The following is a 20,306-nucleotide window of genomic DNA, read 5'->3' on the forward strand; positions in this document are numbered from 1 at the left end:
TAAATGGTCTTATGGTTAGCGTTTATACAGGGCTTTTTATTTTCTTTATCTCTATGTTTGGATTTGGGCATGGTTAACGTTGCGATTATTAAAACCGGGGTCGAACGCGGCTTTAAACCGTCCTTTATGATAGGTTTTGGCTCATGCTTTGGAGACTTGACCTATCTTGCGCTCGCGCTGATTGGGTTTAGCTTTATATTGGAGATAACCGCCGTCCGTTGGATACTATGGATTGCGGGAACAGCGGTGCTGCTTCTGCTCGCTTATAAAATGGCGAAAGAATCGTTCCATCCGAGGATGATTGATTGGAAGGCGAGGGAAGGGGACGACGGTCGACAGCCCAAGCGGAGGCTCGCGGATTTTCTGTTTGGACTCGGAGCGGCCTTGTCGTCGCCTACGGTTATGCTGTGGTTTGTCGCTTCGGCGGGGCCGATTGTGGCCGAGGTTCATGGCGACAGCCGTTATGCGATTGTCGTATTTATCGCGGGCTTTTTCACCGCCGGCTTATTATGGTCGCTTGGCATGGCTTTCCTCAGCGGGCGGGCAGGCAAAGCGCTAGGCGCGAAATTCGTGAGGGTCATTTCGTTTTTCTCGGCTCTTCTCTTTGTTTATTTTGCGATCCGCGTATTCTGGTCAGGGCTGCAGTTTGTGCTAGGCGAGTAGGTTATCTATATAACAAAAGAGGGATATCATGTCCGTTGTGAATTTGTTGGCTTCCCGGCTAGACCGTGATGATGAGGAGCCTAATATTGAACTTGCGCAAAGGCTGGCAAGCGAAGAAAATCTTGCAGGCATACAAGAAATCATCGAGAATCTGTCCAGTAAGGATAAAAGGGTACGGCATGATTGCATCAAGGTTGCCTATGAGATTGGCGAGCTTAGGCCGGAGCTGATAAGCCAATACGCTTTACGGTTCATCGAGCTGCTGACTAGCCGGGATAATCGGCTGGTGTGGGGCGCTATGACGGCATTGTCCGCCATTGCAGATACTGCATCAGAACCGATTATGGAGCATGTTGAGCAAATCGTAAGCGCGATGACAACCGGTTCGGTAATCACCGTGGATAAGGCCGTTCTAACGCTATCGATAATAGCGGCAGTCAGCGAAGCAAATAATAAGGCTATCTTTCCTTTCCTGCTCCGCCATCTCGAGAGCTGCAGGTCCAAAGAAGTTCCCCAGCATTCGGAAAGCGCTCTTCTTGCCGTTACGGCTCTTAATAAAGAGGATTATCTGAAGGTACTGCGGGAAAGGGAGCGGCATCTCACGGACGCTCAATTAAAGAGAGTCAAAAAAATCTATAGAACATTAGATAAATAGACCAATAAAAAACACGGTTACGCTTATCCTGGATAAGCGTAACCGTGTTTTTGGTTTGATGCCGATTACAGCATGAGCGACAGCAGCTGCTCCTTCGTAATGGGACCGAAGTAAAAGTTTACGTCGATCTTATCCAGCAGCTTGCCGAGCGATTCCGCGTCGTAACGCGTGCCGATCAGCTTCGAAGTCACTTCGCTTGTCTCGCCTCTGCCGAAGAAGTCGCCGAATACGGCGGCATCCACGATTTTGCCTTCTTCCACCTGCAGGCGTATATCATAGGTGCCCGCGCCTTCGATACGCTTCGTCTGACGGACGTTAAAGGCAGGGGAGCGGCCGTAATTCCAGTCCCAGCTGCGGTAACGTTCGTCAGCCAGCTTCCGGACATTCGCCCAATCCTCTTCGGTCAGCTCGTAGATCGGAATCTCCGGCTCGCCCTCGAAAATAGACTCCAGCAAATATTGTCTCAATTCCTGAACGGTCATTGGTTCCTTCAGAAATTCCGAGATGTTGGCAACGCGGCTCCGAATGGATTTGGTTGCTTTCGAGACGTATTTCTCCGCATTGACCTTAAGCGCGGAAACGACGTTCTCAATCTCCGAATCAAATAAAAGCGTGCCGTGGCTGAACATTTTCCCTTTGGTAGCAAACTGGGCGTTGCCGGAAATTTTGCGTTCGCCGACCTGAAGGTCGTTGCGTCCCGACAGCTCCGCGTCTACGCCAAGCTTGCGCAATGCGCGCACAACCGGCTCCGTGAACTTCTTGAAGTTGTGGAACGACTTGCCGTCATCCTTCATGATGAAGCTGAAGCTGAGGTTTCCGAGATCATGATAGACCGCGCCGCCTCCCGACAGCCTGCGCACTACATGGATGCCGTTTTCCTTGACGTAATCGGCGTTAATTTCTTCTACCGTATTCTGATTCTTGCCGATAATGATAGATGGTTCGTTAATGTAGAACAGCAAATATTCGTCTTCCGGCAGCGAACGTAAAATATATTCCTCGAGCGCCAGATTCAGCGTCGGGTCCGTGATGTTGTGGTTGTCGATAAAACGCATGCGTGATTCTCCTCTTCCTATTCCGTCCTGCTCCCATTATAACCCTCACGGATAGATTTTTCATGCGGGATCGGACAAAATATTCGGTATCCGCTTCTCACACGCTGCGTGCTTTGCCGCCTTCCCCAATCCAGGTTTTCTTCCAGTCCAGCTGGGCAATCGCCAGCATAATAACGCTTAGCAGGGCAATGCCGCACAAAATGAGAAAGCCTGGCGTATAGGAGCCCGTGGATTGATATAGATTACCCAGAATGAGCGGGAGTGCGTAACCGCCAAGGCCGCCGGCCGCGCCTACGATTCCGGTCACAAGTCCAATCTCGTCGCCAAACCGCTGCGGTACAAGCTGGAACACGGAGCCGTTGCCGGCGCCAAGGCACATCATGCCTACGAATAACAGACCAATCACGAGATAGAGCGGCGGAAGACTCGAGATTGAAGCGAGCATGACAGCAGCACCCGTATACAAAATCATCAGAACCTTAATGCCGCCAAGCTTATCGGACAAATACCCGCCAATCGGACGGAAGAAGCTGCCCGCGATGACGCATAATGTAGTGAAATCGGCTGCTTTGACGGCGGACAAGCCGTATTGGGTGTTGAAGAAGATTGTCAGGTAGTTGGAGAGTCCAACAAAGCCGCCAAACGTAACGCTGTACATAATGCAGAAGAGCCAGGTATCGCGCTGCTTTAATATTTTTGCGTATTGGGACAGCTTTTTTGGAGCGGGCTGGTTCGGGCTGTCTTTCGCGAAGATCGTAAAGACGATAAAGGCGATTGCGATTGGAATAAGCGCGAGGCCAAAAACGACTTCCCAGCTGCCGAAATGCTGGGCGATCCGGTTGGCGAACAAGGTGGAGAAGACCGTTCCGCTGTTGCCCGCGCCGGCGATTCCCATGGCGAGACCTTGATATTGCGGCGGATACCAGCGGCTTGCAAGCGGAAGCGCTGCGGCAAAGGATGCACCTGCGACACCAAGCATGAGAGCAACGATATGCAGATCCGTTAGGGAGCTAACAAATTTCCAGCCCCATATAAGAGGGATCATCGTAAGCAGCATACCGAGCTGCCCGGTTCTCTTTGGTCCGATATAGTCGGTAAGGAAGCCGAACACCAGGCGGAGAATAGAACCGCCAAGCACCGGCAGGGCAACAAGGTTAGCTTTTTGAACCGGTGTCATATCATAATCTCCAATAATAACGACGCTAAGCGGTCCAATCAGTACCCAAATCATAAAGCTGATATCGAAATACATAAATGCGCTGAATAATGAAGGCTTATGACCGCTTTTCCAGAACGACGTAGGGTTGCTCATAACCAATTCCCTCCAATGGATATATTTCTGTGTTTTCTGTTTGCAGACGCGCGTTCCCGGGACGAGAGTCTGATTTTCGTTTCATTTCAACATTAAAAAAAGGCCGCGAACTGCCCTTGCGGACAGAAGCGGCCTCTTTGCCGAAGGCGGTACAGCATTGTACCCACCGGATCGTACGGTCACATCATTGTGAACCCAATTCGAATTATAGGTGAACTGTCAAATGCATGTCAATAAACTTAACACAAAAATTTAAAATATCCATAAAATAAAGCGGAATCCGATATTTCTGCGTCACTTATATTGACATGCAGCTAAACTTACATTATGCTCAAAACAAATGATCAGCACAACGATGTGCTGTCGACTTTGGCAACGGAGCCCGCTTCCTTATTTATATAGGAAACGGGCTTTTTATGTTCATTTTGTGCGGTGGGGAGGAATGCTTGAATGACTACCTTGCAGAAGCAGCAGCTTGTTGTATCCGTAGAAGAAGCGATTCGTCATTTGTGTGAGGGAGTGTCTCCCGTTCGAACGGAAAAGCTGTCCTTGGAGGATTGCGTGGGCAGAGTGCTGGCGGAAGATTTCTTTACACCGTTTCCGATGCCTCCGTTTCGTCGGGCGGCTATGGACGGATATGCCGTACGCTCGCAAACCTTGCTTGGCGCCGGTCAGGGCAGTGAAGTCATGCTTAGAGTGATCGCGGAGGTTAAGGCTGGCACATCAAAGGAATGGGCTCAGGAGTGTACCGCAGACCGGCAGGTTAATGATAGGGATGCCGTACGGATTTTTACCGGTGCGCCTGTGCCGCATCGTTACGATACCGTTGTTATGCAGGAAGTGGTTACCCCCATTTACGGAGAAGACGGTATGCCCTTGTGGATTGGAATTGACCGTCCGCATCCGGTTGGCCGACATATCGCGGAAGCCGGAGAGGATCTTGCGCCGGGCAAGCTGATTCTTGTAAGAGGAACCGTGATCGGGGCAAAAGAAATGGCGGTGCTGGCCTCCTACGGGCAGGCTGAAGCGGTTGTGCACTCGAAGCCTCGGATCGTTGTTCTGCCGGTTGGCGATGAGCTTCAGGAACCGGGTACGGCGCTTTCCGCAAATCGGATTTATGACGCTAACGGACTTGTTGTTTACGCCTTTTTGAAGCAGCTTGGCGCTCATGTCACTCGCCGGAAGCCGGTTCCGGATCATCCCGCCGTTCTGGCTAATGAAATCAGGCTTGCCGCGGAGCAGGCGGATGTAGTGATAACGACAGGCGGGATATCGGTCGGTGACCATGATTACGTTGAGCGGTCCGCTGTCAGCGCCGGTTTTGAGCCGATATTTACGAAGGTGCTGATGAGACCGGGTACGCCAACCTCTGCTTTTAAGAAAGAGGACTGTCTGCTGTTTGGGCTGTCGGGAAATCCGTCCGCGTGTTATTCCGGTCTCGAGCTGCTGGTGAAGCCGGCTGTTCAATGGTTAAAGGGAATGAAAAATTACCGCAATCAATGGCTCAAGGGGAAGCTGGAGGATTCGGTGGGCAAGCCTTGTCCCTATCCAAGATATATTCGCTCCATAGCTACAATGGAGCTTGGGATGTGGCGGATTGCACCATTGCCCAACGATAAATCGGGAAATATTGCGGCATTCGCGGAAGCAAACGCCATTGCCGTAATCCCGGCGGGCGGAAGAGGCGCGGCGAAAGGGGAGATCGTTTCTTTTCTATTACTAACGCATATGGCAAACGGGGGATTAACGTTGTGACGACAAGGAAACTAGCGGTAATCGGCAATGGAATGGCAGGCGTAAGATGCGTAGAGGAGATAGACCGGTTATCGCCCGGAGCCTTCGAAATCACGATTATCGGAGATGAGCCGCATCCGAACTACAATCGGATTATGCTCTCGAAAGTGCTTCAGGGAGATACCTCCATCTCGGACATTACAATCAATGGCTTTGCCTGGTACAAGGAACGGGGAATCCGGCTGCTGCTGGGCGAGAAGGCTGTGCGAGTTGACGTGGCCGGAAAAAGCATTCATCTAGAGTCCGGCAAGACGGTGCCTTACGATGAACTTATATTGGCAACGGGATCTTCCGCGTTTGTCCCGTCGATCTCGGGTATTCATAAATCTGGCGTAACAGCCTTTCGCAACATAAAAGATTGCGAGACGATGATCGAAGCATCGGAATCCTACCGGAGAGCGGCGGTTATCGGTGGAGGTCTGCTGGGGCTGGAAGCAGCGCGCGGTCTGCTTAACCTGGGCATGGAGGTGCATGTCGTTCATAACGCCCCCTATTTGATGAACAGGCAGCTGGACACGATGTCGGCCGATATGCTGAAGCGGGAGCTTATGCAGCAGGGCATGCGGTTCTGGATGGAGAAACGGACGGAGAAAATTATCGGCCGCAAACGGGCAGAAGGGCTGTTGTTCAGCGACGGCACCAAGCTCGTCGCGGATCTCATTGTCCTGGCCGTCGGGATCAGTCCCAACATCGCGATAGCCGTTAACAGCGGAATTGCCACGAACCGGGCTATTCTTGTTGACGATTACATGCGGACCAACGTGCCTCATATCTATGCGGTTGGGGAATGCGCGGAGCATAACGGGACGGTCTACGGATTGGTTGCGCCGCTATACGAGCAAGGAAAAGTGCTGGCCAAGGTACTGACGGATGCGGATGCCGTCCCTTACAAAGGCTCCATTCCTTATTCCATGCTGAAGGTGTCCGGGGTGGACGTGTTCTCGGCAGGGGATATTCAAGGCGATGTTGAGGTGGCGTTGCAGCAATATAACGGCCTTCGGGGCACTTACAAGAAAGTAACCGTCAGAAACGGCAAGATAGCAGGCGCCGTATTGTACGGGGACAGCTCCGAGGGAATGAAGCTGCTTGATTATTTGAAAAAGAAAACGGATGCGGATGTGCTCCTCGAGAAGGCGGAGGGGGCGTCCGGCGGCAACGATGAGGCTGTTATTGCCATGGCCAATCACCAGACTGTCTGCTCGTGCAACGGCGTAAGCAAGGGAGCTATCGTATGCGCTATCCAGGAAGACAATTTGCAGACAGTCGAGCAGATCCGGGATAAGACAAAAGCATCCGGCTCCTGCGGCGGCTGCAAACAGCTCGTTGGTGCGGTTCTGGCAAGCGTGCTGGCGGGAGTGGGAGGCGGAACTAAAAAGGTAGTCCCAATCTGCAGCTGTACCGAGCTTGGTCATGAAGAAGTAAAGGCTGAAATTGCGAAACAGGAGTATGCAAACGCAGAGCAGGTAAGGGAAAAGCTTGGATGGAGCAAGGCTGACGGCTGCGTCGTTTGCCGCGGCGCCATTCCTTATTATATGGGATTGATCCAGGAATCCAAAAAGACGGTAAGCCCCTTGTTAGACAATGAGCTCAAGGAGATTTCATGGGAAACGCAGGAGCTTGAACTACCTCATCCGGTGCAGACCGAGCGGTCTGCTCATTATTTGAAGCCTAACGATGTTCTGGTCCGGGATTTTGGGCTTGCCGCCGTACCTGCCGGTTGGGAAGTCTATGTCGGAGGCCATTCGGCGCATCCGGTCAAGCAAGCGCAGCTGCTTGCGGTAGAGGCGGAGGAGGAGCAAGCCATGCAGCTGGCGGCAGCCTGCGTTCAGTGGTACCGGGAGTCCGCTTATTACGGGGAGCGTCCTTGGAAATGGCTTGAGCGAATCGGCCTCCAGCCGCTTAGGGAGAAGCTGCTGGATCGCGGAGAGCAGGAAGATTTACTCAGCCGGTGGCAGGCGGCGGAAAGGGCGGAGATGGTATGGAGCGGCACATAGAAACAATGACATTCTCGGTGGAGCAGGCCAAGAAAGTGATGGCCACGCAATGTCCCTTTTGCAGCGTGCAATGCAAGATGGAGGTTGTGGAGGACCGTTCGGGTCGGCGGCCAACCTACCAGGTAACGGCGATTCCGAACAAAGTTTCGGAAGGCCGGTTATGCGTGAAGGGGATGAACGCGTATCAGCATGCAGTCAGCAGAGAAAGACTGCTTCATCCGATGATGCGCAAAAACGGCAAGCTGACGCAGGTGACGTGGGAAGAAGCAAACGAGGCGGTCAGCAGCCGGCTGTCCGGGCTGCAAGCGGAGCATGGGGCCCATACCGTTGGTCTGTACGGCGGCGGATCGCTTACAAACGAAACTGCCTATTTGCTGGGCAAGTTCGCGCGGGTAGCCTTGCAGACCAAATATATCGATTATAACGGCAGGTTTTGCATGTCGGCTGCAGCGTCGGCAGGCGTAAAGACATTTGGCATTGACCGCGGCCTGACAAACAAGCTGTCGGACATTCCGCTAGCCGAATGTATCATTTTGGCGGGGACCAATATTGCGGAATGCCAGCCGACTCTGATGCCGTATTTTACGAGAGCAAAGGATAACGGGGCCATTATCATCGTTATTGATCCCAGAGTTTCGGCGACCGCTTCTATTGCCGATATCCATCTGCGGGTGAAGCCCGGTATGGATGCGGCGCTGGTGAATGGCATGCTGAAGGTTATTTTGGACGAGAAGCTGATTGACGAGAGCTTTATCAATAGCAGAACAAAAGGCTTTGCCGAGGTGAAAGAACATGCGGATTCGCTTGATCTCGAGGAAATAGCGGATATTACCGGCGTAAGCATAGATCTGATCCGCAAAGCGGCAAACAGCTTTGGCAAGGCGCGCACGGGGATGGTCTTTACAGCCCGCGGCGTCGAGCAGCATGCGGATGGGCATATGGCCGTAAGAAATTTTCTTAACATAATTCTGGCCACGGGCAAAATCGGCAAGGAAGGCTGCGGCTATGGCGCGGTCACCGGTCAAGGAAACGGACAAGGCGGACGCGAGCATGGGCAGAAGGCAGACCAACTGCCCGGTTACCGGCTCATTGAAAATCCGGAGGACCGTGCTTATATTGCGGGCGTATGGGGAATTGACCCGGAAGAGCTTCCCGGTAAAGGAGTATCCGCGTACGAGATGATGGAGCTGGTTCATAGCCGGGATATAAAAGGGCTGTTCGTGATGGGCTCCAATCCGATTGTATCGAACCCAAACGCCGTTCTGGTGGAAGAAGCGCTGGAACGGTTGGAATTCCTTGTTGTTGCGGATATGTTCCTCTCGGAGACCGCTAAGCTTGCCGATATCGTGCTGCCTGTTACCGCCTATCTCGAGAATGAGGGAACGATGACGAATCTGGAGGGCCGGGTTCTGCTGCGGCCGGCTGGCCGTCCGGCTCCGGGAGAAGCGCGTCATGACTGGCAGATCCTATGCGACCTGGCTTATTGGCTGGGCAAAGAAAAGTATTTCACCTTCCGCCAGTCGGAGGATATCTTTAATGAACTGCGTATTGCAAGCCGCGGCGGCATTGCGGATTATTACGGCATTACGTACGAGAGACTCCGCAAGGAGGAAGGGATCTATTGGCCATGCCCTTCCCTTGATCATCCGGGTACGCCGCGGTTGTTTGGCGAGCGCTTTGCCCATCAGGACGGGCTAGCCGTATTCCAGACCGTAGATAATCAATCTCCAGCTGAGCAACCATCTGAAGAATATCCGCTGTACATGACAAACGGCCGTATGCTGTCCCATTACCTGACAGGGGTACAGACGCGAAGAAGCCCCGTTCTGGCTGCCCGCGAGGTGGAAAATATACTGGAAATTCACCCTTCGACAGCGCGGAAATACCGGCTTGAGGATGGCGTGCTGGCCAGCGTTCAATCCAGCAGGGGAGCGGTTATCGTCCGCACGAAGATGACTTCGGACATTCGCGAGGATACGTTATTTATCCCGATGCATTGGGGAGATGCCCAGAACGTGAATCGGGCAACCAATCCCTTGCTGGATCCGAATTGCAAGATGCCGGATTTCAAGACAAGCGCGGTAAAAGTTCAGCCGCTTGCCGAGTATTTGCGGGAAGAGCAGGAGAAGGGGCTGTTGAAGGGATGATTGGCGGTATCATATTGGCCGGTGGCCAAGGCAGGCGGATGGGCGGATTAATGAAGGCGCTCCTGCCGATAGGCGGGCAATTTATGATTGAGCATGTCCGTGATAACATGCTGCCGCTATGCGGCAGCGTGACGGCCGTGGTCGCGTCGGAGGATCAGGCCAAGCTCCTCACCGGCTTGAGGCTGCCGTGCCTGATCGATACGGCGCCCGGTCAAGGTCCGCTGGCGGCCCTTCATACCGCTTTTGAATACAATTGTTATTCCACGCTGTGGGTATCCGCTTGCGATATGCCTTTTGTATCGAATAAGGCTGCCGTTTTACTGCAACATCAGATGGAGAAAAGCGGAAGTCTGGCTGCCGTGCCTGAAGTTAACGGTCAGCTTCATCCTCTGCATGCCGTCTATCGCGCCGAGTGCTTGGAACAGGTTGAGCGCTGTCTGCAGGAAGGCGACTACAGCATGAAGGGGTTTCTGAAGCGGATCAATTATACCCGGGTTCCGAAGGAGAAGTTTGAGGCGGCCGGGATTTCCCGTAGCTTCGTTGACAATATCAATACGCCGGAGCAATACGAAGAAGCGAGAAGACGAAAGGAGGTGTAGCCTTGGCAGCAGCCGTGTATCAGATTGCGGGTTATAAAAATACGGGCAAAACAACGCTCGTGTGCCGGCTGATCGATTATTTGGCATCCCGTGGGATCATGGTCGCTACGGTCAAGCATGACGGCCACCAATTCGAGGCAGAGCCGGCGCATACGGATACCGCCCGGCACCGTACCTCCGGAGCGGTCTGGTCGGCGATTACTTCGGCTGACCGGACGGCTATTGTGAAGGAAAAGCCTTCCGCATTGCTTGAGCTGATCGGAGAAGCGCCGGCGGAGGCCTTTATCCTTGTTGAAGGATTTAAGGCGGAGCGGTTTCCGAAGCTTGTGATCGTGAGGCGGGCGGAAGACGAACGGCTGCTGGGCGAACTGAAAGGCATTACGGCAGTAGCGGTCTGGCCGGGGTATAATCTGCAGAAAGAAGTTATTCCGGCAGGTGCCGAGTTATTCGAGATAGACGATGTGCAGGGGATAGGAGATCATATACAGATAGAAGGTTCGAGAAGACGGTCCTGAACGGGACTGTCTTTTTTAAATATAGGCTATGTTAAACAGTGTTGTTGATATTTGATGATTTCGAATAAATGTTCTATTGTTAGGGTGACATCATGGTTTGGAGATGATTTGCCCATGGAATTAAAGGAATTGAAGAAACTTGCTGAAGCATTGGATGATAGCGGAAAGCGATTACTTTTTGCAATCTAGAACCAATGGAATAGGAGGTACACCCATACGAGCAATAGATGATATTCAAGAGCAAAAGCGTAAAAATTGGCTCGTTTGTCCTCATTTCAAAACCATTCAGCCGTGCGATTTGGGAAGTATGTTGTAAAAACACGTACTGAAGAAGTCAAACGTCAACGTTACCGCTGTAAATCCTGTCGTCAAACGTTCAACGATCTCGCAAATACCCCTTAATGTCATTGTACAATTATTCATGGTAAAATATGGATTATAGTTTCAATAAACAGGAGGTTAAGTATGCGATGGATGAATTTTTGGAAGAAACAAGTTCCTGTTAGAGTTCCAGACCTTAGACCATCGTTTTTGTTACCTCATAATGGAGCTGAAATATGGATCGCAACTTTGGATAATTTTGGTGACCAGTTTAAACTTCTTCAAGAAAAGATATTTGCTACAGAACAATTGATTGGGAAACCCTCCAGGTCAGGTTACATCTTATATCATTTAGAGGATACAGTGGTTACCGAGGAAGTGGCTACTCTCATTATTGAGAGTCTTATAAGATCAAGTGATTATAATAGAAAAATAGCTTTTGTGGGGGTTTCGAAAAGAGCGAGTAAAACACTACGCTCTTTCAGCAAAGAATTAAATTTAAGTAGTAAATCTGACTACTTTTCGAGTATGGACGAAGCGAAAAATTGGTTAACAAGGGAATGAACTATTCGATAGATTATTTTCGCCAACGGTACGTAGTTAGATCTACCGCCTTTTCATCAGGGCGGTTATCTTTAGGTCAAATATCAACATTATGATTTAACATAGTTTAAAATAATTATAATTTATTCTATATAATATTAATGAAGGCAACAACAAGTTGGAGGTGCGCATATGTTTCAGTTATTCATTTATATCGGCTGCGCATTTATTCTGATATCCGGGGTGGCTTTGGGAGCCTGGACAACGCCTGAGCAGCAAAGGCGCAATTTTAATTCGGAGCAGCCATCGGATAGAAGAACGAGAAACAAAGTTGCTACCTGGTCCTTTGTGCTGGCCTTGATCTGCTTAGCTATTGCAGGTATGATCAACTGGTTGGAGTAAATCAGAATTGCCCTGTTTCTCGTAAACGAGGCAATGTTTGCTTCTAACTATCTGGAACGGAATTTTCCGTTGAATTCTTCGAAACGGCGGGTAGACGGATGACCGCTTCTGTACCAACGTCTTTGGTGCTGCTGAAGTTGATCGTGCCCTCCATCGCCTCGATAATCCGGAAGGTGACCATGAGACCTAGGCCTGTTCCCTTGGATTTGTTGGAGAAATAGGGCTCGCCAAGCTTGTCCAGCTTCTCGGGATCAATCCCTTCGCCATTATCGATTACCCGGATGAGAATCTCATTTTCTTCCCTGTTCGCCAGAATGCATACGGCTCCGTCAAAGCTGGATATGGCCTCAAGGCTGTTCTTGATCATATTTATGATAGCCTGTTTGAATTTCTCGGCGCTGCCGAGTACGTAAAGGTCCGGTTCAGCGGTAAATTCAAGTTTCGTGCTTTGCATGGCGGCCAGAGGAGAGATGATGTCCTGGATATGATTCAGCTCTTCCGAAATATTCAACGGTTTGATATCTTCCAAATGAGGTTTGGCGAAAGTCAGGAATTCGGTAATGATGCTGGACGCGCGATCCAGCTCCTGCACGGCCAGCTGCAGGAACTGCTTCTCCTTGTCTACGGCCTTTTCCCCCACCAATTGAATGAATCCTCGCGTCACCTGCAGCGGATTGCGTACCTCATGCGCGATAGAAGCGGCCAGATGGCTGATCAGCTCCATTTTCTCCGCGCGCTGAATTTCCCGGTTGAACATTTCGAGCTCCTTGGAATATTTAAGAAGCTGGTCGTGGTTGCGGGAGAATTGCCTGCCCATCACGGCAATGAGCGACAGCAGGAAGGCGAGCAACCCCCACTTCCAATAGATCAGATGATAGGTCTCATCCCTGAAATAGATAATAATCTCCGAGATAAACACGCTGCAGAAGACGGAGTATCCGACGGAAATGATAATCGCGTCCCGGTTCCCCTTCCAAGCGTAACCAATCGCGTGAACCGTCAGAATGAGAAATTGTATAGCGGCGATAAAGGTAAGCGGCACAACTTGCAGCAAGCTAAGGCTTATGCCCGGAACAATGGTTTTGCCAAGCGCCCATAACACAATAACCAAGACCGTAACCGGAATAAGAACGATTCTGAATTTTTTTATAATGCCGTGAATGCCGGGTCCAAGAGTCTGTTCGAAAAATATCGCGAGAGCTGGAGTAAACAGGAACAGGGCTAGATCAAACAAATCGAGAAACGGTTTTCCGTAAGCGTAATAATGATGGTACAGTGCGGGTGAGTAGGCTAGCGTAATCTCGCCCAGGCATAAGATGATCACGCATAAAGACATCCACAGCACAATCTGCTGGCGTTTAAGAAAGAACAGACAAGTCATCATGATTAAGGCGATAAACATAAACGAACCGCCATAGACTAATTCGATCAATCCATAACGCTCATATTCGGGCAGCATCTGATTGTAATCGCCGACGACCATTTCGGGTACCAGCGATTGTCTTTCATCGGATAAATGGAGCAGGATCAGCAAGTGATTGCCTTTTGTCGCATCGGTCAAAGGGAGGAGCGTATAGTTCACATCGTAAGGATACGATCTTTCCATGTTATAGAGCAGGCCGTCCCGATGCTCGAGGGCTACGCTGACGGCAGTCCCGTAAACTCGTTTCAGCCATATACCCGGGGTGTTCCAATCCAGGGACGGGAGCGTGATGCGCAGGAGCAGGGCATCGGCACCGGCTGCCCGCTTCTGCATAGGCTGGTCTGTGTCGGCATGCTGCCATTTTTCCGGGTCTCCCTCTGCGATCCATGCCGGGTGGTAGGACTCATTAGGCTTGTACAGCCATTGGTAGTCCCATTCCTTGATGACGGAATAGTTTGGCTGGGGTTTTTCTATAGAAGAGACATGTTGAATCTGATAGACCGAGCATATAACCAGCACAATTATGCCTGTAATCAAAAGAATGGTTGATCTCATTACCGTCACCTACAGTTGAAATTTCTGTCATCTTTTACCATACTTGCTAATTCGACAAAAATCAATATGATGCAACAAAGTATATATCTCCTTCATGCTTGAGTGCTATAATAAAGCCGTTTAAATTGGGGCAGGGGCGGTGTAGAGCATGGCGTTATGCGAATATTACGCGCGTAATGGAGAGGTCGGCATTCATTATTACGATTCAAGAGATGAAGCGGATGAAAGATTAGTGCCGATAGTCGTTTGCCCGGGATTATCGGAAACGGCTGAAGAATATGTGGATTTTATGGAAGCGGCGGCGCCAAGGCGATGCATTCTGTTATCGTTCCGCGGAAGAGGGAAAAGCGATACTCCCGAGGCTGGATACGGCTTGAAGGACCATCTGTCCGATCTGGAATCCGTCGTGAGAGATGCCGGAGTGAAGAACTTTCATCTGTTTGCTTATTCGAGAGGGGTATCCTATGCGCTGCAATACGCCCATGCCTACCCAAACGTTGTAAGTTCCTTTATCGTCGGCGATTATCCGCCCGAACACCGGGCGATGCCTGACGGCTGGGCAGAGGATTATATACATCATTATCTGATTCCCTATAACCGGACTTCCAATATACGGGCAGCCGCAGTATGGGGGATACAACGGGAGTCGGCTCAAGTCCCGCTGGACCAGCCATTGCGGCTGCCGCTTATGGTGGCAAGAGGGCAACGGGAAGGCTCTTTGATTACGGAAGAGGATCTCGCCAGGTACATACGGATGAGCGAAGCGGTCAGCGTGAAAGAGTACGCCCGGTCTGACCATGCGCTGAAGGGTGAAGACAAGGCATTGTTTTATGCGGATATTATCCAGTTCGTTAAGGAACAAGACGGAGGTACGGAGTGAAAAAAAAGTAATTGCTGATTGCAACTATTGTATGTTATAACTATTGCGGGTGATGTGGGAATGGAACAATTGCCGCAGTATGTGGATGTACGCGAAATACTGCAAAACGTCGTTAGAAAATTTGGCCTTCAGCAGAAGGATGGAGCGCAGGGATCCGGCATTTCCGTTATTCAAAGCCATGTTCTGTATGAACTGAATAAGCGTCCGAATCTATCGTTAAATGAGCTGGCTGATGTGCTGTGCGTGGAAGCCAGTACGTTAAGCAGGCAGGTCCAGCAATTGGTTGAGCTTGAGCTGCTCAGTCGCGAACCGGATCCGAAGGACCGTCGATACGTAACCTTGACCCTGACGGCAAAGGGACATGAGCAGCAGAAGGCCGTTGCGGAAGCAATGGAAGATTATATCTTAAGCATTTTTCAGTATGTGCCCGCAGATAAAAAAATTCAGGTGCTTGAAAGTCTTCAACTATTAAATGATGCGATGGGACAAAGTCCTCATTGCTGTTTACCTCCTCTATAGAGGAGTTTATTTTTGGATAATAGTTGCAAATTGCAATTATTATCCTTATCGATATGAACTAAAGCGGGGAACGACAAGTGGCATTTATAGCAATTATTCTTTTTTTGATTACGTTAACGTTTGTTATTTGGCAGCCGAAAGGGCTTGGTATTGGCTGGTCAGCCGCAGGTGGTGCTGTACTGGCGTTGCTTTTTGGCGTTGTCAGCTTTGCGGATGTAGGAACCGTAACCGGCATCGTATGGAATGCAACCATTGCTTTTATCGCCATTATCCTGAACTCGCTGATCCTTGACGCAATTGGTTTCTTTGAGTGGGCAGCCCTTCACATGGCCCGTCTAGCCAAAGGAAACGGCAGAAGAATGTTTGTTTACGTCATTTTGCTTGGCGCGGCGGTATCGGCCTTTTTCGCCAATGACGGAGCAGCGCTTATCCTTACGCCAATTGTGCTTGCCATGGTCAGGGCGCTTAAGTTCGACAGCAAAATGATCCTGCCGTTTATTATGGCCGGCGGTTTTATATCGGACACCACGTCATTGCCTCTCATTATAAGCAATCTGGTAAATATCGTTTCGGCCGATTATTTCGGAGCGGGTTTCGTGGAATATGCCAGCCGGATGATCATCCCGAACCTCTTCTCGCTTGGCGCAAGCCTTCTTGTGCTGTATCTTTTTTACCGGAGAAGCATTCCTGCGGATTATGATGTCCGCGAGGTGAAAGAACCAAGAGAAGCGATTAAAGACCATAAGCTGTTCCGCTTGTCCTGGATTCTGTTGGCGATTCTGCTTGTTGCCTACCTGGCAAGCGAATTTATTCATGTGCCGGTGTCTATTATTACGGGGGCAGTGTCCTTGATCTTCTTGCTATTCGCTCGCCGCAGTCCGGCGATTCAGACCAAGCAGGTGATGAAGGAAGCTCCATGGACCGTTGTAGTGTTTTCGATAGGAATGTATGTCGTGGTCTACGGGCTGCGAAACGCGGGACTTACGGATGCGCTTGGGAACGTCATTCAAGCCATTGCCGATCATGGGCTTTTTGCCGCAACGATGGGTATGGGCTTCTTGTCGGCGATCTTATCCTCCGTAATGAACAACATGCCAACGGTAATGATTGACGCCTTGGCGATTAAAGGGACAGCCACGGCAGGCGCGATCCGGGAAGCGCTGGTCTATGCGAATGTGATTGGATGCAATCTTGGTCCAAAGCTGACGCCAATCGGTTCGCTGGCCACCCTGTTATGGCTTCATGTTCTCGCGAAAAAGGACGTAAAGATTTCTTGGGGCTCTTATATGAAAGCAGGCTTCGTATTAACCGTGCCGACTTTGTTTATTACGCTGGCCGGGTTATATATCTGGCTTGAGTTTATTCATTCGTTTAGTGTGTATGTTGGTTTTGCGATTGCGGGTTTCCTATTGGCAGCTGGTGTTGCCTTCGCCTTTTTCTTCAGGTTGAAATCCGGCAAAAAACAAGAAGCGGAAAAACAAATGGCATAGTCATGACAGGAGGATATGGATGACAGCAAAACCTATCGTATATTTCCTATGTACGGGCAATTCGTGCAGAAGCCAGATGGCTGACGGGTTCATGAAAGGGCTGGGCAGTGACAAATTCGAGGTGTACAGCGCCGGTTTGGAAGCGCACGGACTAAATCCGAGAGCGGTGCAAGTGATGAAAGAGGCAGGTGTGGATATTTCGGCTAATACCTCCGATGTGATTGATCCCGAATTATTAAATCGGGCTAGTTACGTCATTACCTTATGCGGACATGCGGACGAGCATTGCCCGGTCGTTACGAATGAAAATGTCGTCAAGTGGCATTGGGGATTTGACGATCCGGCAAAAGCTACCGGCACCGAGGAGGAAATTATAGCCCAGTTCCGTACCGTGCGGGATGCTATTCATGACCGAATTAAACAGTTTGTAGATGAAAGCTGCCGTTAAGGCAGCTTTTTCTGTTTGGCCTTAATCCTCAGGCTCGTTCACGCCGCGGACGTAAACCACGTAACAGCCCCGGTCTTCGTCAACTTCCGTTGATGTCGTAAACATGGGACCGTAACCCGGAACGTCTACGATATCCTTTAGCAAGTAACGGATAACCTCATAATGGTTGGCGCTGCCAATCTCGGCCAGCTTGCGCCCACGTTCGTTAGGCTTCCTGAATTCGATATAAATACCGCGTCCCCGGTAGTTCGATTCGTCTCCGTAATTCTCGTTTGGCCCGATTCGCTTGACGATCAGCATTTCTTCGTTTTCCTGCATCTCGTTCGAGGTTAATTCGTATTGAACTCCGTTTGCAATCAAGTAGGTGCATAATTGACGGGCATACATCTCATCGATCCCAACGGAAGTGGCAGGATACTCCATTAAAGGCTCATATTCATTAAGACCTTTGTCTACAAAATAAGTTAATTTATTCATCTCTCTCACTCCGAATCAAAATGATTTCATTATCATACCATCATTTTATGGAAACTTTAACTTTTCTTGCTGCACCTCTATCAAAATATGATATAACTTTATAGGAACTATGAAGCTTGGAGGATACCAGTTTATGAATTTAACTCAAAAAGCAATGCTTGGCGTCTCTGCCGTTGCAATGGCTACCGCTCTGGCAGGCTGCGGTCAATCGACGACTTATCCGCGGACGGCTCCGCCAACGGACAGCCAATGCAGGGACTGGGAGTGGGACAGCAAAAACGGCGTATACCGCTGCGACGATTCGAGCTCCTCTTATTACCGGAATTATTACTATGGAAACAGTTATTATTCATCCCGATCCTCCCTGCAAAAAAGCAGCTCTTATTCTGCTTATAAATCAAGCATCACAAGCAAAACGAGCTCCGGCTTTGGTAAAGGCAGCTCCATTAGCGGGGGCTGAACATGGACCAATTCGCCAAGGCGAGAAACGCCTTTTATTCCGGAATTAAAGATTATTGGGCAGATTTGTATGGCGAAGAGTACTCCCTTTACGACCTATACGGCATGACGAAAGAAGAGGTTCATAAAATTCGCGAATCGACGAACCGCATTGGCCATATTTTCTATAAGACCGCGCAATTGCTTCGGACCGTGGATGACGAGACTTTGCTGATGCTTGGTTTCCCGCGCGAAACATTGGCGTACATACGAATCAGAAGCTTATCGGTCGAAAGCGTTATCGCAAGACTGGATCTGGTTGGGACGGGAGAGACGTACAAATGCATGGAAATCAATTCGGATACCCCGACCTTCATTAAGGAGCTTCATCAAGTAAATGGGCTGGTCTGCGAGGTCTTTGATCACCATAATCCGAATAAGGGCTTTGAGAAGCAGCTTGCGCTTGCGGTCGAGAAAGCGGTTATCGAGAGTCTGGAATACATCGGTGAGGTTCTGACAGCGCCTCATATCGTATTCACGGCTCATGGAGATAACGTAGAAGACGCCAACACGGCTGCTTACTTAAGGAGCTTCCTGCCTTTCCCGTCGAGCTTTGTTCCGCTTGAACAGCTTCAAATTATCCGGCATGTCGGGTTGTTTGACGGAGAGGGAAATCCCATTCATGTTCTGTACCGCCAAACCTTCCCGGTAGAGAATCTTATTGAGGATGAAGATGAGGAAGGGAATCCGATCGGATTATGGCTGCTGGAGCTCATCGAGCAAAAGAAGGTAACGGTCATTAATCCGCCGTTTGCCTTCCTTCTCCAATCTAAGGCCGTGCAGGCCATTATCTGGGGACTGCATGAAGAAGGGAGTCCATTCTTTACCGAAGAAGAGCACCAATGGATCGGAGAGCATTTTCTCCCCACTTATCTGGAGCCGGACCGCTTTCTTGAAGCCCGGACGAAATACGTGATGAAGCCTGCGTTTGGACGCGAAGGGGATACGGTGAAAATTTTCGAAGGCGACGGTACAGTAGCGGCGGAGGACAGTCATAATTCCTACGCTCACTACCTTCCGGTCTATCAGGAATACGTAGAGCTGCCAACCGCCAAATTCCGGACGGAAAAGGGAGAACGTGAAGGCTCGTACATGTACGGGAGCTTTCTAATCGGAGGAAATGCCGGCGCCATAGGCATTCGCATCGGCAGTCCGATTACGGATAATTTATCTTATTTCTTGCCGGTTGGCATTACTAAATCAGAATAAGGAGCAAATTTGGAAATGGACACTAATTTATACGTGGATTTTTTGCTTTATTCATTGACGGGTTTCGCAATCATGATAGCGGGGCTGCTCTTGTTTGAACTGACAACCAAGAACAAGGAGTTTGCTCTTATCTTTAAAGGGAATGCTTCTGCAGCTTTGTCGCTTGGCGGCAGGCTGGCTGGTCTTGCCATCGTAATCCGCGCGGCCGCGGAAAACTCGGTATCGCTCTCCGATATGCTGCTGTGGGGCGTGATCGGGATTGTTGCGCTCGTAATCCTCTACTACTTGACGGAGCTGATTACTTATCTGTTCGGCAAAGGACTTAAGGTGAATGTGACTATCTTTAAAGCTATTGAGCAAAATAACATCGCGGTGGGCATTCTTATTCTGCTTATTTCGTGCAGCGTAGGCATGATTATCGCCGGATGCCTGACTTATAATCCGGATTTGATCGGGTAGCTTGGCAAATACCCGCATATCTTGACATGTGGCGACGCTGGCGGTATAATCGGGTCTAACCATGTTTTTCTATACTTAATGGCGTTGAAGAGGAGCAGTAATGTCGCGGAGCAAGGCTAAGAGAGCCGGCGGTTGGTGTAAGCCGGACCTGCAGCGATATGAATCTCGCCTTGGAGCTTTGCGTTACCAACGCAACGATTAGCCTGCGTTAAAGGCAATGAGTGAACGGAAGGCAAAGCATGCCGGACGTTAACTAGGGTGGTACCACGGGAATAATCTCTCGTCCCTAGCGATAATACGCTAGGGACGGGAGTTTTTTTATGTTTGTGATGCGCTCGCGCACACTTT

Annotated in this window: 20 protein-coding genes, 1 pseudogene and 1 other annotated feature; of the genes and pseudogenes, 17 read left to right on the forward strand and 4 right to left on the reverse strand. The window is 50.1% G+C overall.

Annotated features, from left to right (window positions below; translation table 11 throughout):
• Nucleotides 1–3: 3 nt before the first annotated feature.
• Together WFJ73_RS03115 and WFJ73_RS03120 are read left to right on the forward strand one after the other, a co-directional pair.
• Nucleotides 4–663: a LysE family translocator gene (locus WFJ73_RS03115; RefSeq protein WP_336771664.1), complete on the forward strand. Its 660-nt coding sequence runs from the start codon at nt 4–6 to the stop codon at nt 661–663.
• A gap of 28 nt (nt 664–691) precedes the next feature.
• The gene (locus WFJ73_RS03120; RefSeq protein ID WP_336771665.1) at nt 692–1,318 is read left to right on the forward strand and encodes a hypothetical protein; all 627 of its coding nucleotides are present in this window, start codon (nt 692–694) and stop codon (nt 1,316–1,318) included.
• A 65-nt stretch (nt 1,319–1,383) separates the two neighbouring features.
• On the opposite strand, the gene WFJ73_RS03125 is transcribed toward WFJ73_RS03120, so the two are convergent.
• Entirely contained in the window at nt 1,384–2,373 is a 990-nt protein-coding gene (locus WFJ73_RS03125; protein WP_336771666.1) for a lipoate--protein ligase, read from the reverse strand.
• Between the two features lie 97 nt (nt 2,374–2,470).
• A complete protein-coding gene (locus WFJ73_RS03130; protein WP_336771667.1) occupies nt 2,471–3,685 on the reverse strand; it encodes a nitrate/nitrite transporter in 1,215 nt (404 codons plus the stop codon).
• A gap of 450 nt (nt 3,686–4,135) precedes the next feature.
• Here WFJ73_RS03130 and WFJ73_RS03135 point away from each other — a divergent pair, with 450 nt between their 5' ends.
• From WFJ73_RS03135 to WFJ73_RS03170, 8 genes and pseudogenes are all read left to right on the forward strand, one after another.
• Nucleotides 4,136–5,440, forward strand: a complete 1,305-nt coding sequence (locus WFJ73_RS03135) for a molybdopterin molybdotransferase MoeA (RefSeq protein WP_336771668.1) — start codon at nt 4,136–4,138, stop codon at nt 5,438–5,440.
• A complete protein-coding gene (gene nirB / locus WFJ73_RS03140) occupies nt 5,437–7,473 on the forward strand; it encodes a nitrite reductase large subunit NirB (RefSeq protein ID WP_336771669.1) in 2,037 nt (678 codons plus the stop codon). The genes WFJ73_RS03135 and nirB overlap by 4 nt, the downstream gene beginning before the upstream one ends.
• Nucleotides 7,458–9,620 (forward strand): assimilatory nitrate reductase catalytic subunit NasC, encoded by a 2,163-nt coding sequence (gene nasC / locus WFJ73_RS03145; protein WP_336771670.1) that lies wholly within the window; start codon nt 7,458–7,460, stop codon nt 9,618–9,620. Before nirB ends, nasC begins: the two co-directional genes overlap by 16 nt.
• Entirely contained in the window at nt 9,617–10,219 is a 603-nt protein-coding gene (gene mobA / locus WFJ73_RS03150) for a molybdenum cofactor guanylyltransferase (protein WP_336771671.1), read from the forward strand. The genes nasC and mobA overlap by 4 nt, the downstream gene beginning before the upstream one ends.
• Before the next feature lie 2 nt (nt 10,220–10,221).
• Nucleotides 10,222–10,734, forward strand: coding sequence for a molybdopterin-guanine dinucleotide biosynthesis protein B (gene mobB / locus WFJ73_RS03155; protein WP_336771672.1), 513 nt, complete (start codon nt 10,222–10,224; stop codon nt 10,732–10,734).
• A 114-nt stretch (nt 10,735–10,848) separates the two neighbouring features.
• Nucleotides 10,849–11,133, forward strand: a pseudogene (locus WFJ73_RS03160) (IS1595 family transposase); the annotation flags it as partial.
• A gap of 66 nt (nt 11,134–11,199) precedes the next feature.
• A complete protein-coding gene (locus WFJ73_RS03165) occupies nt 11,200–11,619 on the forward strand; it encodes a hypothetical protein (RefSeq protein WP_336771673.1) in 420 nt (139 codons plus the stop codon).
• Nucleotides 11,620–11,790: 171 nt separating this feature from the next.
• Nucleotides 11,791–12,000, forward strand: coding sequence for a DUF5316 family protein (locus tag WFJ73_RS03170; RefSeq protein ID WP_336771674.1), 210 nt, complete (start codon nt 11,791–11,793; stop codon nt 11,998–12,000).
• 43 nt (nt 12,001–12,043) lie between these two features.
• On the opposite strand, the gene WFJ73_RS03175 is transcribed toward WFJ73_RS03170, so the two are convergent.
• Nucleotides 12,044–13,978 carry a HAMP domain-containing sensor histidine kinase gene (locus tag WFJ73_RS03175; protein ID WP_336771675.1) on the reverse strand — a complete coding sequence of 645 codons (1,935 nt, stop codon included), beginning with the start codon at nt 13,976–13,978 and terminating at the stop codon, nt 12,044–12,046.
• 148 nt (nt 13,979–14,126) lie between these two features.
• On the opposite strand from WFJ73_RS03175, the gene WFJ73_RS03180 reads away from it, so the two are divergent.
• The 4 genes from WFJ73_RS03180 to arsC all read left to right on the forward strand — a co-directional run bounded on the left by WFJ73_RS03180 (nt 14,127) and on the right by arsC (nt 17,315).
• Nucleotides 14,127–14,858 carry an alpha/beta fold hydrolase gene (locus WFJ73_RS03180; RefSeq protein WP_336771676.1) on the forward strand — a complete coding sequence of 244 codons (732 nt, stop codon included), beginning with the start codon at nt 14,127–14,129 and terminating at the stop codon, nt 14,856–14,858.
• 60 nt (nt 14,859–14,918) lie between these two features.
• On the forward strand, nt 14,919–15,377 hold the full coding sequence (locus tag WFJ73_RS03185; RefSeq protein WP_336771677.1) for a MarR family winged helix-turn-helix transcriptional regulator: 459 nt from the start codon (nt 14,919–14,921) through the stop codon (nt 15,375–15,377).
• Nucleotides 15,378–15,454: 77 nt separating this feature from the next.
• Nucleotides 15,455–16,867, forward strand: coding sequence for an arsenic transporter (locus WFJ73_RS03190; protein WP_336771678.1), 1,413 nt, complete (start codon nt 15,455–15,457; stop codon nt 16,865–16,867).
• Between the two features lie 19 nt (nt 16,868–16,886).
• Nucleotides 16,887–17,315, forward strand: a complete 429-nt coding sequence (gene arsC / locus WFJ73_RS03195; RefSeq protein ID WP_336771679.1) for an arsenate reductase (thioredoxin) — start codon at nt 16,887–16,889, stop codon at nt 17,313–17,315.
• Nucleotides 17,316–17,336: 21 nt separating this feature from the next.
• On the opposite strand, the gene WFJ73_RS03200 is transcribed toward arsC, so the two are convergent.
• Entirely contained in the window at nt 17,337–17,792 is a 456-nt protein-coding gene (locus WFJ73_RS03200) for an RNA helicase (RefSeq protein WP_336771680.1), read from the reverse strand.
• 133 nt (nt 17,793–17,925) lie between these two features.
• On the opposite strand from WFJ73_RS03200, the gene WFJ73_RS03205 reads away from it, so the two are divergent.
• Genes WFJ73_RS03205 through WFJ73_RS03215 form a run of 3 tightly spaced genes read left to right on the forward strand, consistent with a single transcriptional unit; the run spans nt 17,926 to nt 19,958 of the window.
• Nucleotides 17,926–18,252, forward strand: coding sequence for an aminotransferase yhxA (locus WFJ73_RS03205; protein ID WP_336771681.1), 327 nt, complete (start codon nt 17,926–17,928; stop codon nt 18,250–18,252).
• Nucleotides 18,253–18,254: 2 nt separating this feature from the next.
• On the forward strand, nt 18,255–19,499 hold the full coding sequence (locus WFJ73_RS03210; RefSeq protein WP_336771682.1) for a glutathionylspermidine synthase family protein: 1,245 nt from the start codon (nt 18,255–18,257) through the stop codon (nt 19,497–19,499).
• A gap of 15 nt (nt 19,500–19,514) precedes the next feature.
• Nucleotides 19,515–19,958: a DUF350 domain-containing protein gene (locus tag WFJ73_RS03215; RefSeq protein WP_336771683.1), complete on the forward strand. Its 444-nt coding sequence runs from the start codon at nt 19,515–19,517 to the stop codon at nt 19,956–19,958.
• A gap of 75 nt (nt 19,959–20,033) precedes the next feature.
• Nucleotides 20,034–20,249 (forward strand) — a binding site (T-box leader).
• Nucleotides 20,250–20,306: the final 57 nt, after the last annotated feature.

Source organism: Paenibacillus sp. MMO-58 (assembly GCF_037146255.1).
GTDB lineage: Bacteria > Bacillota > Bacilli > Paenibacillales > Paenibacillaceae > Pristimantibacillus.